Source organism: Massilia sp. DJPM01 (genome assembly GCF_030348125.1).
GTDB lineage: Bacteria > Pseudomonadota > Gammaproteobacteria > Burkholderiales > Burkholderiaceae_D > Telluria_A > Telluria_A frigida.
In genome coordinates this window covers 155,586-167,908 of record NZ_JAQOZV010000003.1, presented here as the reverse complement: position 1 = coordinate 167,908, position 12,323 = coordinate 155,586, and the positions used below count along the sequence as shown (strand labels likewise).

11 protein-coding genes and 1 tRNA gene are annotated in these 12,323 nt (G+C 64.1%); 11 read left to right on the top strand and 1 reads right to left on the bottom strand.

Going from position 1 to position 12,323, the window contains the following annotated elements; all coding sequences use genetic code 11:
* Positions 1-97: 97 nt before the first annotated feature.
* The 7 genes from PO883_RS03385 to pth all read left to right on the top strand — a co-directional run bounded on the left by PO883_RS03385 (position 98) and on the right by pth (position 6,301).
* Positions 98-1,921 carry a tetratricopeptide repeat protein gene (locus PO883_RS03385; protein WP_289308500.1) on the top strand — a complete coding sequence of 608 codons (1,824 nt, stop codon included), beginning with the start codon at positions 98-100 and terminating at the stop codon, positions 1,919-1,921.
* A gap of 112 nt (positions 1,922-2,033) precedes the next feature.
* Positions 2,034-2,633 (top strand): outer membrane lipoprotein LolB, encoded by a 600-nt coding sequence (locus PO883_RS03380; protein WP_289308499.1) that lies wholly within the window; start codon positions 2,034-2,036, stop codon positions 2,631-2,633.
* A gap of 1 nt (position 2,634) precedes the next feature.
* Positions 2,635-3,540: a 4-(cytidine 5'-diphospho)-2-C-methyl-D-erythritol kinase gene (gene ispE, locus PO883_RS03375; protein ID WP_289308498.1), complete on the top strand. Its 906-nt coding sequence runs from the start codon at positions 2,635-2,637 to the stop codon at positions 3,538-3,540.
* Between the two features lie 64 nt (positions 3,541-3,604).
* Positions 3,605-3,681: transfer RNA gene (locus PO883_RS03370), tRNA-Gln, on the top strand.
* A gap of 151 nt (positions 3,682-3,832) precedes the next feature.
* Positions 3,833-4,783, top strand: coding sequence for a ribose-phosphate pyrophosphokinase (locus PO883_RS03365; RefSeq protein WP_054265879.1), 951 nt, complete (start codon positions 3,833-3,835; stop codon positions 4,781-4,783).
* Between the two features lie 187 nt (positions 4,784-4,970).
* Positions 4,971-5,603: a 50S ribosomal protein L25/general stress protein Ctc gene (locus PO883_RS03360; RefSeq protein ID WP_289308497.1), complete on the top strand. Its 633-nt coding sequence runs from the start codon at positions 4,971-4,973 to the stop codon at positions 5,601-5,603.
* Positions 5,604-5,716: 113 nt separating this feature from the next.
* The gene (pth, locus tag PO883_RS03355) at positions 5,717-6,301 is read left to right on the top strand and encodes an aminoacyl-tRNA hydrolase (RefSeq protein ID WP_289308496.1); all 585 of its coding nucleotides are present in this window, start codon (positions 5,717-5,719) and stop codon (positions 6,299-6,301) included.
* A gap of 9 nt (positions 6,302-6,310) precedes the next feature.
* On the opposite strand, the gene PO883_RS03350 is transcribed toward pth, so the two are convergent.
* A complete protein-coding gene (locus PO883_RS03350; protein ID WP_289308495.1) occupies positions 6,311-8,167 on the bottom strand; it encodes a DUF3857 and transglutaminase domain-containing protein in 1,857 nt (618 codons plus the stop codon).
* Positions 8,168-8,316: 149 nt separating this feature from the next.
* On the opposite strand from PO883_RS03350, the gene PO883_RS03345 reads away from it, so the two are divergent.
* From PO883_RS03345 to ychF, 4 genes are all read left to right on the top strand, one after another.
* Positions 8,317-8,661 carry a hypothetical protein gene (locus PO883_RS03345; RefSeq protein WP_289308494.1) on the top strand — a complete coding sequence of 115 codons (345 nt, stop codon included), beginning with the start codon at positions 8,317-8,319 and terminating at the stop codon, positions 8,659-8,661.
* Positions 8,662-8,805: 144 nt separating this feature from the next.
* Positions 8,806-9,891 carry a patatin-like phospholipase family protein gene (locus tag PO883_RS03340; protein WP_289308493.1) on the top strand — a complete coding sequence of 362 codons (1,086 nt, stop codon included), beginning with the start codon at positions 8,806-8,808 and terminating at the stop codon, positions 9,889-9,891.
* Between the two features lie 8 nt (positions 9,892-9,899).
* Complete coding sequence (locus PO883_RS03335) at positions 9,900-10,553, top strand: HAD family phosphatase (protein WP_289308492.1); 654 nt, start codon at positions 9,900-9,902, stop codon at positions 10,551-10,553.
* 132 nt (positions 10,554-10,685) lie between these two features.
* Positions 10,686-11,777: a redox-regulated ATPase YchF gene (gene ychF / locus PO883_RS03330; protein WP_289308491.1), complete on the top strand. Its 1,092-nt coding sequence runs from the start codon at positions 10,686-10,688 to the stop codon at positions 11,775-11,777.
* The last annotated feature ends 546 nt before the right edge of the window (positions 11,778-12,323 follow it).

Genomic DNA, 12,323 nt, shown 5'->3' with positions numbered 1-12,323 from the left:
CGGATAGAAAAATTCATGTGAGTGAGGGTGCGGCCCCGTACGCGAAGCGGGCGTTGGGCGTAGAATCGGACATAATCGCTGTCATTCTGGAACCCCCTTGAAAAACGCTTTCGTCATTGTAACCCTGTCCGGACTGCTGTCGGCGTGCGCCGTGGCGCCAACGCCTCACGCCCCCGCCCTGGCGGACGCTCCCGCGCCCGTGCCCGCCACTGCGTCCGAACCCCTGCCAGCGGCCGCCGAGGTGCTGGCCGAAGGCGAACGCGCGTCCGCGCCGGACGAGCCATCGCCGGACCTCAAGCTGCCGCACGTGGCGCTCACCAAGGACATGCTCTACAAGCTGATGAAGGCCGAGCTGGAATTTCGCGGCGGCGCCTGGCAGGGCCCGTACATGACCCTGATGGGCATGGCCCAGCAGACGCGCGACCCGCGCCTGGCGCAGCGTGCCGCCGAAATGGCCCAGGCGGCCCAGAAGGGCGGCGAAGCGCTGGCCGCGATCCGCCTGTGGCGCGAACTGGCGCCCGATTCCGACGAAGCGGGCCAGTATTACATCGCCGCCTCGGTCATGGCCGACGACCTGGGCGAGGCGGAGGCGCTGTTCGCCGCGCGCCTGCGCGACGCCGCGCCCGCCAACCGCGGCATGGCCATGTACCAGATCCAGCAACTGCTCACCCGCGCCAAGGACAAGGCCGCCGCCGGCGCGCTGCTCGAACGCTTGCTGGCGCCGTACACCGCGACCAGCGAAGCGCGCGTGGTGCTGGCGCAGTCGGCCTACGCGCGCGGCGCCAACGCGGAAGCGCTGGCCCATGCGCAGGAAGCGCTGCGCCTCAAGCCCGATTCCGACATCGCCGTACTGACCCTGGCCCAGGTCAGCGGCGAGCAGGGCGACGTCGCTCCCTTGCTGGCCACATTCGTGGCCGCCAATCCGGGTGCGCGCGAAGTGCGCGCGGCCTACGCCCGCATCCTCGTCACGCAAAAGCAGTACGAGCCGGCGCGCAAGCAATTCCTGGCCCTGCTCAAGGAGCAGCCCGACAATCCGGGCACCCTGTACGCGCTCGGCATCCTGTCGATGCAGCTGGCCGACCCGGCCGCGGCCGAAACCTATCTGTCCGGCTTCATCACGGCACTCGACAAGAACCCCGGCGACGAGCGCGACCCGGCCAAGGTGCTGATCATGCTCTCGCAGCTGGCCGAAGAGCGGGGCGACTTCGCCGCCGCGCGCGCCTGGCTGGGAAAAATCGAACAGGAAGACGCGCCGACCTGGTTTTCGGCGCAGCTGCGCAGCGCCCAGCTGATGGGCAGGCAGGGCGACCTGGATGGCGCCCAGGCCTTCCTGGCCGCTCTCAAGGCCGAGGAACCCGCCCAGCAGGTGCAAGTGGTGCTGGTGCACAGCCAGGTGCTGCGCGACGCCGGCAAGATCGAGCAGGCCTACGCGGTGATGGAGCAGGGCGCGGCGCGCTTTCCAGCCAATCCCGATTTGCTGTACGACTTCGCGCTGCTGGCCGAAAAACTCGGGCGCGTTGACGTGATGGAAAAAAACCTGCGCCTGGTGATGCAGCAGGCGCCCGACAACCACCACGCCTACAATGCGCTGGGCTACTCGCTGGCCGAGCGCAACGTGCGCCTGGACGAAGCGCTGGCCCTGATCGACAAGGCCCTGAAAATGGCCCCGGCCGACCCCTTCATCATGGATAGCATGGGCTGGGTCCAGTACCGCCTGGGCAACCTGAACGAAGCCGAGGCCCACCTGCGCCGCGCCTACGCCCTGCGCGACGATGTCGAAATCGCCGTGCACCTGGGTGAAGTGCTGTGGCAAAAGGGCTTGAAATCCGATGCCCAGCAGCTGTGGCGCGAAGCGCGCGCCAGGGACCCCAAGAACGACACGCTCAAGAGCACGCTCGCGCGCCTGCAACTCAAGCTGTGATCGGCGGCGCCTGGCCGGGCCTCGCTGGCCGGGCCTCGCTGGCCGGGCCGCGCCAGGCCGCGCTGCAATGGGTCATAATGCGGCGCATCTCCTTTACGCTGTCGGATTGCCCATGATGCTCAGAACTAAAACCCGCTTCCTTGCCCTGGCTTGCGCCGCGCTGCTGTCCGCCTGCGTCACGCCGGCCTACCTGTCGAAGGCCAATGTGGCCGCCTACCGCGAAGCCATCGAGCTGAACGGCCGGCTGACCGTGAACTACCAAAAAGACGGCCAGACCGAGACCCTGACCGGCAAGTTCAGCTGGAACCAGACCCCGGCCGCGGTCAACGTCAGCCTGGCGTCGCCGCTGGGCCAGACCATCGCCACCATCAGCGTCACGCCCGACGCTGCCACCCTGACCCAGGGCGACCGCGCGCCGCGCGTGGCGCGCGACATCGATACCCTGACCGCGCAGACGCTGGGCTGGTCGCTGCCCGTGTCGGGCTTGCGCGACTGGCTGCAAGGCTACGCCACCGGCGCCGACGGCCAGCGCTTTGCCGCCTCGCCGGCCGCCAACACGGTCACCACGGCCGATGGCTGGCGCCTGACCTACGTGAGCTGGCAAGATCCGGACGCGGCCAAGCCGCTGCCCAAGCGCATCGACGTCGCGCGCGCGGCCAGCGCCACCGTGGAAGCGATGGAAATCCGCATCGTGATCGACCCGCAGGGCTGATATGCGCGCTACCCGCCTGCATGACTGCCCGGCCCCGGCCAAGCTCAATCTGTTCCTGCACGTGAACGGACGCCGCGCCGACGGCTACCACCTGCTGCAAACCGTGTTCCAGATGGTGGACCATGGCGACCTGCTGCACTTCGACCTGCGCGCCGATGAACGCATCGTGCGGACCATCGACGTGCCGGGCGTGCCGGAGCAGGGCGACCTGATCGTGCGCGCGCTGCTGCTGCTGCAAGCGGCCTACAAGCGCCGCCACGGCCGCCTGCCGCCCGGGATCGACGTGGCCATCGACAAGCGCCTGCCGATGGGTGGCGGGCTCGGTGGCGGCTCCTCGGACGCGGCCACCGCCCTGATGGCCGCCAACGCCTTGTGGGAGGCCGGTTTTTCGCGCGAAGAACTGATGGCGCTGGCCCTGCCGCTGGGCGCCGACATTCCGTTTTTTATCTTCGGCCAGACTGCGTTTGCCGAAGGCGTGGGCGAGGCTTTGCAGCCGGTGGACGCCCCCGATTGCTGGTATCTGGTCATCGAACCAGGGGTCGCGGTACCCACTGCAGCAATATTTTGCTCAGAAAATTTGACAAGGGACACGGAACCCGTCAGAATAGCGGACTTTTCCAGGCACACCATGAATCGAACAGATTCAACTGGGTTCGGAAGAAATGATTTGCAAGCAGTGGCAGTGAGTTTGTTCCCGCCGGTAGCACAGGCGATCGACTGGCTCTCGGCTCACGGTGATGCCAGGATGACTGGCTCAGGAGCGTGTGTATTTTGCGCGTTTTCCAGCGAAGCGGAAGTCGGCGCGGTACTTCAACAAGTGCCCGGCATCTGGAAAGCATGGAAAGCTAAAGCGCTGATGCATCATCCTTTCAACACGGTGTTGCAAGTTAGTGCGGTTATAGAATAGAATTTGGCCTGGCGTTGTGTTTGACGATAAAATGTCAAGTGTGACGACAAGCAGTAAGTTGCGTAGGGGAATCGCCAAGCTGGTTAAGGCACTGGATTTTGATTCCAGCATACCAAGGTTCGAATCCTTGTTCCCCTGCCATTCGTTTTGCCTGGTCTGTCGATGCGAAGTCAGCGTCCAGCAGGCGGACTCGGTGGCCTCGCTCTCGCGAGTCACTTGTTAGCTTAGCGTCAGCCGGCCGGTTCTGTCCGGCGACATTCAAAGAAATCAACGCTTACCTCTTGGGACTCCCATGGCTTACGAAAACCTGATGGTTTTTACCGGCAACGCTAACCCTGCGCTGGCAGAAGGGGTCGCAAAGAATCTGGGCATCCCTCTCGGCAAAGCAGTCGTCTCCAAGTTCTCGGATGGCGAAGTGATGGTCGAAATTAACGAGAATGTCCGCGGTAAAGACGTTTTTGTCCTGCAATCGACCTGCGCACCGACCAACGACAGCCTGATGGAAATCATCCTGATGGTCGACGCCCTGAAGCGCGCGTCCGCTGGCCGCATCACCGCCGCCATCCCGTATTTTGGTTATGCCCGCCAGGACCGCCGTCCGCGTTCGGCGCGCGTGGCCATCTCGGCCAAGGTGGTGGCCAATATGCTGGAAAAAGCCGGCGTCGAGCGCGTCCTGATCATGGATCTGCACGCAGACCAGATCCAGGGCTTCTTCGATATCCCGGTTGACAATATTTACGCGTCCCCGATCTTGCTGGGCGACCTGCAAAAACGCAATTACGACGATCTGCTGGTGGTGTCCCCGGACGTCGGCGGCGTGGTGCGCGCACGTGCCCTGGCAAAACGCCTCGGCTGCGACCTGGCCATCATCGACAAGCGCCGCCCGAAGGCGAACGTGTCGGAAGTGATGAACATCATCGGTGAAGTCGAAGGCCGTAACTGCGTCATCATGGATGACATGGTCGACACCGCCGGCACCCTGACCAAGGCTGCCGAAGTGCTGAAAGAGCGCGGCGCCAAGAAAGTGGTGGCGTATTGCACCCACCCGGTACTGTCGGGTCCTGCGATCGACCGCATTTCGGCCTCGCCGCTGGACGAACTGGTTGTCACCGACACGATTCCCCTGTCGGCCGCCGGCCTGGCTTGCGACAAGATCCGCCAGCTGACCTGCGCACCGCTGCTCGCTGAAACGTTCAAGCGCATCAGCAAGGGCGATTCCGTGATGTCGCTGTTTATCGACTAAGCCAGTCCATAGAAATACCCGATTCGCAGGGTGGCAAGGCGGGGGCTCAGCTCCCGCCTTGCCACCCTGAAATTTATTTCAGTACCAATTTTTCCGGACACGCTAGCGTGGCCGTTTTCGAGTGCCCCTGGTCGCGGGGGTGCTCACACCGCAGGGCGATCAAGCCCCGCACATTTTGGAGTTTCACATGAAAGTTATCGCATTCAATCGCAATCTGCAGGGGTCCGGAGCGAGCCGCCGCCTGCGTATCGCTGGTCAAACCCCAGGTATCATCTACGGTGGCGCCGAAGCCCCTGTCATGATCCAACTGGACGGCAACGCTCTGTACCACGCACTGAAAAAAGAAGCGTTCCACGGTTCGATCCTGGAAATGGAAATCGACGGCAAGACCCAGCCAGTGCTGCTGCGCGACTTCCAGATGCACGCATTTAAGCAATTGGTCCTGCACGCTGACTTCCAGCGCGTCGATGCCAACAGCAAGCTGCACAAGAAAATCGCCCTGCACTTCGTGAACGCCGACGTATCGCCAGCAGTCAAACTGCACGGCGCCATCATCTCGCACGTGCTGCAAGAGTTGGAAGTGTCGTGCCTGGCAACCGATCTGCCGGAATTCATCACCGTTGACCTGACCAACATCGACGTTGGCCATTCGATCCACGTTGCTGACCTGGCCTTGCCAAAAGGCGTGGTCGCGATCACCCACGGCAAGAACCCAACCGTTGCTACCGCTGCCGTGCCAGCTGGCCACGTTGCCGCTGACGCTGCTGCTACCGCTGAAGCGGCGCCTGCCGCTCCAGCTGCCAAAGGCAAAAAGAAGTAATCATTCGCGCGCCGCGCGAGCGGCGTGTTGGAGAAAAACCCGCTTGGCCTTGCGCCCAGCGGGTTTTTTATCGTCTGTTATCCTTGCACTCCATTTTGATAATTTAGAACACCATGCCCATTCGCCTGATCGTCGGCCTCGGCAACCCCGGCCCCGAGTACGAACAGACCCGCCACAATGCCGGTTTCTGGCTGGTCGAGCAGCTCGCCAACAGCCTGCCCGGCTGCCGCTTGCAGCGCGAGACGCGCTTTAACGCCTTCGTGGCGAAGACCGCGGTGGCCGGCCACGAAGTATTTTTGCTCGAACCGCAAACCTATATGAACCGCTCCGGGCAATCGGTGGGCGGCCTGGCGCGCTTTTACAAGATCAATCCCGATGAAGTGCTGGTCGTGCACGACGAACTCGACCTGGCGCCCGGCGCGGTCAAGATGAAGAAGGGCGGTTCCAGCGGCGGGCACAACGGCCTGAAAGACATCACCGCAGCGCTCGGCACCCAGGATTATTGGCGCTTGCGGCTCGGCATCGGCCATCCGCGCACGCTCGGCTCGCAGCAGCCGGTGGCGGACTTCGTGCTGCACCGGCCGCGCAAGGAAGAACAGATCCTGATCGAGGAAGCCATCGACAAGAGCTTGCGCATCCTGCCGCTGGCGGTGGAAGGCAAGTTCGATATCGCGACGATGCAGCTGCATACCGCCTGAAGCCGTGTTTTAGCCGGCCTTGACGATGATCTGGCTCTTGAGGTCGCGCATCATGCGTTCGAGCAGCGGACGCATGCGCACGTAGTCGGCCGGCGTGCAAATCATGCCGGCATGGCGGAAGCGCACGCTGCGCCGCACCAGCACCGTATTGGCGCGGCGCGCGTAACTGGCCTGGTAGGACAGGCCGGCGCCGCCCAGCGCCAGCGCTTTGGGCAGCGCCATGATGCGGATGCCGGGCGCGAACGCGATCGCCGTCTCGTCGGCGGCATCGATCCCCGGACACATGAAGTCTTGGGTGCGGGTTTTTTCCTGCGCCATGCTGGCGATGGACTCGCTCACTCCACCCCAGAAATTGAAGCTGGTCGCCACCCCGGTCGGCCCCGGCAAGTCGGCGAAATTGTCGCTCACGCCGGCAAAGCCCATGCGGTACTCGTCGCCCGCGCCGTCGAGCAGGCCGGCATCGAACTTGCCATCGCCGTGCTGGCCCAGGGCTTGCAGCGTGCGCTCGACGAACAGGTCGCGCTCGGCGGGGGCCGTGTCGCGCACCGCCTGGCGGTACGGCTCGGCAATGGCGCCGCCGGCCGTGCGCACCACCTTGAAACTGCCACGGCCATTCCTGAACACCTCGAAGCGCGCCAGCGTCCGGTTCATCTCCGCCTGCATGGATGGCGTCTGCGCCAGCTTGCCTGTCTTGGCCAGCAACACCGGCTTTCCGAGCGCGGCCGGCGGCAGATAGCCGGCGGCGACCGCATCCGAGGTCGAATCGAGGTACAGGTCGAGCGCGGGAATGTAGGTGATCACGTGGTTGAAGATGCCCAGGGTGGGCGCGTCCGGCAGGCGGTAGGCATTGCCGCTGTTGATCAGGGCCGCGCTGCTGTCGATGCCGGCCGCCGCCAGCAGCGCTTCGAGCAGGATCGCGTGGTCCTTGCAGTCGCCGTAGCGGTTGCCCAGCACCGTGGCGGCCGCATGCGGCACCACGCCGCCGGCGCCGGTGTACACGGCCACGTAGCGGATGTTGCGGCGCACCCATTCGGACAGGGCCAGCGCTTGCGCGCGCGGGGTGTCCAGGCCGGCCGTCACTTCCCGCGCCAGCGCGCCGATCGCCGGGCTGGCTGCCGCCTGCACCTGCGCGCGCGCGTGATAAGCGCGTGCAAAAGCGGCGTAGTTGGGGAAGGTGGATACCGCCAGCCGCTTGCCGTAATCGAGATAGCTGACCGATTCCGACTCGATGCGCCGGTTCGGCCCGTTGACGTATTGCCACTGGTAGACCTGGCGCCCGGGCGCGCTGCTTGCCGGCACCGGCACGAAGCCTGTCGCGTCGGCATACAGCAGCATCGAGGCCGGCATGTCGTAAATCAGGTGAAACTGCTTGCTGGAGTAAAACTGGGACGAGGACAAGTCCTCGAAATGCCCGGGAAACAAGGCGGTCTTGCGCCTGAGGACGTAGTGCACCGCCACCTTGTCGCCCACCGCGACGTCGGAAAACACGACGATTTTCAGGCGCGTATCCTGGAACATCGGGGCGTCGCCCGAGGCCGGCTCCTGCTGGTCCTTGACCTGCTCCGGCGGCACCGGAATGCGGCGGCCGTCCGCTTTGACGGTGTAAGCCTCGACTTCGCTGATCTCGTCGAGGCTGGTGTTGTAGCTGATGTAGTACTGGCTGTGCGCCTGCAGCGCGCGCTGCAGGACGATGGTCTTGACGTTGTCGACCGTGAGGCGGTAGCTGCCGTCGGTATCGACCACGAAGTGCTGGATGTATTTGTCGACCACCATCGAGGGATCGGTGCCGGTATCGGCAGTGGTGGTGGCGCTGGCGTTGACAATAAGGAGGAGGGCGCTCAATACTGCGGCGAGGCAAGTGGGCATGAAAGGCTCCGGATGAGGCATCAGCGGCCCATGTTACGCAGGCTCATGCTTCCGGATTTGACTTGCCGCAATCGTGCCCCGGTGGCTACCCCGGTGGCTACCCCGGTGGCTGTCCACCTTGCAAAACATGAACACCAGGGAGTCGCATCATGCCGCCAATACCGCAATTTACTGCCGAACTGACATTTCATTTCGCCGGGCATGGTCCTGAACGCCGCCACAGCTTCGGGTTCGATGAAGGCTCGGGCTTGCACCGGCGCTTACCGATGCGAATGGATGGCGTGGACGGCCTCAACACGGTCGGAATGTGGGTCGACAAGGCGAACACATTTCGGGCCTGCGATACCGTCCTCGTCCGGTGCGTCGTCATTGCGCCTGATCTGTTCCACGACGTCGTGCAGCCGGGCGTGCAGTTCGAATTGTGGGACGGCGGCTACTTCGCCCGCGGTGTGGTTATCGAGCGGCATGAGGCGGGATGGCCACGTGCGGCTTGAAAATAGATAGTCGGGTCATGACAAGCTGTTAAGTTCTGGAACGAATTTTCACAGTAAGGTAGTTTGTAATGCATCGCGATATCGCGTGACCAGTTCCTTGGATAGGACTTGCTGCGAGCGTGCTCTTGTCGCCATAATTGCGCCATGCACGCACTTTCCTTCCACGCCGGCCCGCACGCGCTGGCCCATATCCGCCAGCATGGCCTGCGCGCGCGCGACATCGCCGTCGTTCCCGCCGCCGCCGGCGGCCCCAAGGGCCTGATCTTCCAGTCGCTCGACCAATGGCTGTTTGGCGACTGGTTCCCGCAATCCCCGCGCGAACGCGCGCTGATCGGCGCATCGATCGGCGCCTGGCGCATGGCCGCCGCTTGCCAGGCCGATCCGGTCGCCGCGCTGGCCCGTTTGGGCGAGCTGTATTGCGGCCAGCGCTACACCGCCAAGCCATCGCCGCAGGAAATCAACGCTGTCTGCCGCACGCTCCTGCACGAACTGGTCGGCGGCCACGAGGCGCAAGTGATCGCTCACCCTCACCACCGCCTGCATGTGATCGCGGCGCGAGGGCGGCGCGCGCTGGCCGAGCCAGCCCACCGGCGCGCCGAAGCGACTGGCTTTGCCGCCGCCGCGCTGCTCAACCTGGCCTCGCGCGCCAGCCTGGGCCGGGTGGCCGAACGGGTCGTCGTCAGCGATGCGCGCGGCGCGCCAAGCTGGATGCCAGCCGGCTTCGACAGCTTCACCACCCATTTCGCCACCCTCGACAGCGCCAATCTGGCCGACGCCCTGCTGGCCTCGGGCACCCTGCCCATGCTGATGCCGCCGGTGCGCACGATTGCCGGCGCCCCGCCCGGCGCCTACTGGGATGGCGGCCTGATCGACTATCACCTGGCGCTGCCCTACTCGAACCTGGCGCCGGGCGAAATCGTGCTGTACCCGCACTTTAGCGAGCACATCGTGCCCGGCTGGCTGGACAAGGCGATGCCGTGGCGGCGCATGGCGCGCGGCGCCCAGCGCGGCTGGCTCGACAACGTGCTGCTGGTCGCCCCGACCGCGCATTTCCTCAGCACCCTGCCACGCGGCAAACTGCCCGACCGCAAGGATTTCACCTTTTACGGGCTCGACCACGACGCGCGCATCCGCCACTGGCAGCAGGCGATCGGGCAGGGACAGCGCCTGCGCGACGAGTTCGCCGCGTTTGTCGCTCAACCCGACCTGTCGCGCATCCAGGCTTTCTGAAAGGCAGCATGATCAAGGGCATCTTGTGGGATAACGATGGCGTGCTGGTCGATACCGAGCATCTGTTTTACGCGGTCAACCGCGAGCTCTTCCTCGAACATCAGATTGCGCTGAGCGAAGCGGATTTTTTTGCCTGCTTCCTTGCCGATAACATTGGCGCCTGGCACCTGATGGCGGCCTGCGGCGCGACCGCGGACCAGATCGGCGAGCGCCGCGATGAACGCAAGCGCCGCTACAGCGCGCGCCTGTGCAGCGAAAACGGCCTGGCCATGCCGCACATCGACTCCGTGCTCAGCCGCAGTGCCGCGCGCGTACCGATGGGCGTGGTCACCAGCTCCCGGCGCGCCGATTTCGACATCATCCACGCCGGCCTGGACCTGATGCGCCATTTCCGCTTTGCATTAACCGCCGACGATTACCGGCACAGCAAACCCTCGCCCGAGCCGTACTTGGCAGGTCTCGACAAGCTCGGCGTGGCCGCTGCCGACTGCGTGGCGGTCGAAGACTCGCCGCGCGGCCTGCAGGCAGCGCGTGCTGCCGGCATCGCATGCATCGTCCTGCGCCACCGCCTCATGCGCGGTTACCCGTTCGACGGCGCTTACCGGGTGGTCGACACGGTCGCCCAGCTGGACGCCGAGATTGCCGCCCTGTTGCCATCCTGACAGGCTCGCGCCCGGGCGTGGCTCCGCCACACCCGGTTTTTGCGGCCCCCGGCCCCGTCCAAGGTTACAATATGGGGTTTCGGGGCTTGCCTGTTTGAGCGCCCCTCGTCCATCGAACCAGAAAGTCTTCCCATGAGTCTCCAATGCGGCATCGTCGGCCTGCCTAACGTCGGCAAGTCCACCCTCTTCAACGCGCTGACCAAGGCCGGCATTCCGGCCGAAAACTATCCGTTCTGCACGATCGAGCCGAACGTCGGCGTGGTCGAAGTGCCGGACCCGCGCATGGATGCGCTGGCCGCCATCGTCAAGCCGGAACGCATGGTCAATGCCATCGTCGAATTCGTCGACATCGCCGGCCTGGTCGCCGGCGCGTCGAAGGGCGAGGGCCTGGGCAACCAGTTCCTGTCGCACATCCGCGAAACCGATGCCATCGTCAACGTGGTGCGCTGCTTCGAGGACGACAATGTGATCCACGTGGCCGGCAAGATCAGCCCGCTGGACGACATCGAAGTCATCCAGACCGAGCTGGCGCTGGCCGACATGGGCACCGTCGAAAAAGCCATCCACCGCGAGAGCAAGAAAGCCCGTTCCGGCGACAAGGATGCCGCCAAGCTGGTCGCGCTGATGGAACGCATGATGCCGTTCCTGAACGATGCCAAGCCGGTGCGCGCGATGGGCCTGGATGCCGAGGAAATGCTGCTGATCAAGCCACTGTGCCTGATCACCGCCAAGCCGGCCATGTACGTGGCCAATGTGTCCGACACGGGCTTCACCAACAACCCGCTGCTGGACCAGTTGACCGCCTACGCCAAGGCGCAGAATGCGCCGATCGTGGCCATCTGCGCCGCCATCGAGTCCGAAATCGCCGACCTCGACGATGCCGACAAGGGTGCTTTCCTGGCCGACATGGGTATGCAAGAGCCAGGCCTCGACCGCCTGATCCGCGCCGCCTACAAGCTGCTCGGCCTGCAGACCTACTTCACCGCCGGCGTGAAGGAAGTGCGCGCCTGGACCATCCACGTGGGCGATACCGCGCCGCAAGCGGCCGGCGTGATTCACACCGACTTCGAGCGCGGCTTCATCCGCGCGCAAACCATTGCCTACGATGATTTTGTCGCCTACAAGGGTGAAGCCGGCGCCAAGGAAGTGGGCAAGATGCGCGCCGAAGGCAAGGAATACGTGGTCAAGGATGGCGATGTGCTGAACTTCCTGTTCAACGTCTAAGTCGCTGCGGAAACGGCGCCGGACAGCGGCGCCGCCAAAGAACAAGAAACCCCGTGCATCTTCGTGATGGCGGGGTTTTTTGCTATTACCTTGGCGTGTCGCCGTGCATGCCTGGCCCGAAGCAACATCCAGATAGCCAGCAGAAAGAGCCTGACGAAACACGACGATGGTTCACCGGCCGGCGGCTCGTCGGGATCGATGTTCGGCCGGCGCCAGCACGACGATGAGGCGGGTCATCTGCGACCGGCACCACCCGATTCACGAACTCAAACCGCCGGGTCCAATGCCAATGCAGCGCGACTGGCGCGCATCGGAAGCCTGCGCTCACGACAAAATAACACCTGGAAATATTGAAATATTGGAACTTATTTTCTCGTCCATGACATAATGCTTACCAGCATTTAATGCATTTCCAGCTTCAGCCGTATTCCGCAATTTCCCTATAGTAACATTACATGAGCTTCCAAAGGCAGCGAAATAATGATGGGTGGCCGCTACACATTACGCTGCGATTGTCGCTCCATCCCTCTGATGGCGCCGGCCAGT

What these genes read in the sequence shown, in the direction of transcription:
- ispE (WP_289308498.1), top strand. Translation starts at nt 2,635, where the DNA reads ATGCGCGCTACCCGCCTGCATGACTGCCCGGCCCCGGCCAAGCTCAAT.
- PO883_RS03360 (WP_289308497.1), top strand. Translation starts at nt 4,971, where the DNA reads ATGAAAGTTATCGCATTCAATCGCAATCTGCAGGGGTCCGGAGCGAGC.
- PO883_RS03345 (WP_289308494.1), top strand. Translation starts at nt 8,317, where the DNA reads ATGCCGCCAATACCGCAATTTACTGCCGAACTGACATTTCATTTCGCC.
- ychF (WP_289308491.1), top strand. Translation starts at nt 10,686, where the DNA reads ATGAGTCTCCAATGCGGCATCGTCGGCCTGCCTAACGTCGGCAAGTCC.
- PO883_RS03350 (WP_289308495.1), bottom strand. Translation starts at nt 8,167, where the DNA reads ATGCCCACTTGCCTCGCCGCAGTATTGAGCGCCCTCCTCCTTATTGTC.
- PO883_RS03365 (WP_054265879.1), top strand. Translation starts at nt 3,833, where the DNA reads ATGGCTTACGAAAACCTGATGGTTTTTACCGGCAACGCTAACCCTGCG.
- PO883_RS03340 (WP_289308493.1), top strand. Translation starts at nt 8,806, where the DNA reads ATGCACGCACTTTCCTTCCACGCCGGCCCGCACGCGCTGGCCCATATC.
- PO883_RS03380 (WP_289308499.1), top strand. Translation starts at nt 2,034, where the DNA reads ATGATGCTCAGAACTAAAACCCGCTTCCTTGCCCTGGCTTGCGCCGCG.
- PO883_RS03335 (WP_289308492.1), top strand. Translation starts at nt 9,900, where the DNA reads ATGATCAAGGGCATCTTGTGGGATAACGATGGCGTGCTGGTCGATACC.
- pth (WP_289308496.1), top strand. Translation starts at nt 5,717, where the DNA reads ATGCCCATTCGCCTGATCGTCGGCCTCGGCAACCCCGGCCCCGAGTAC.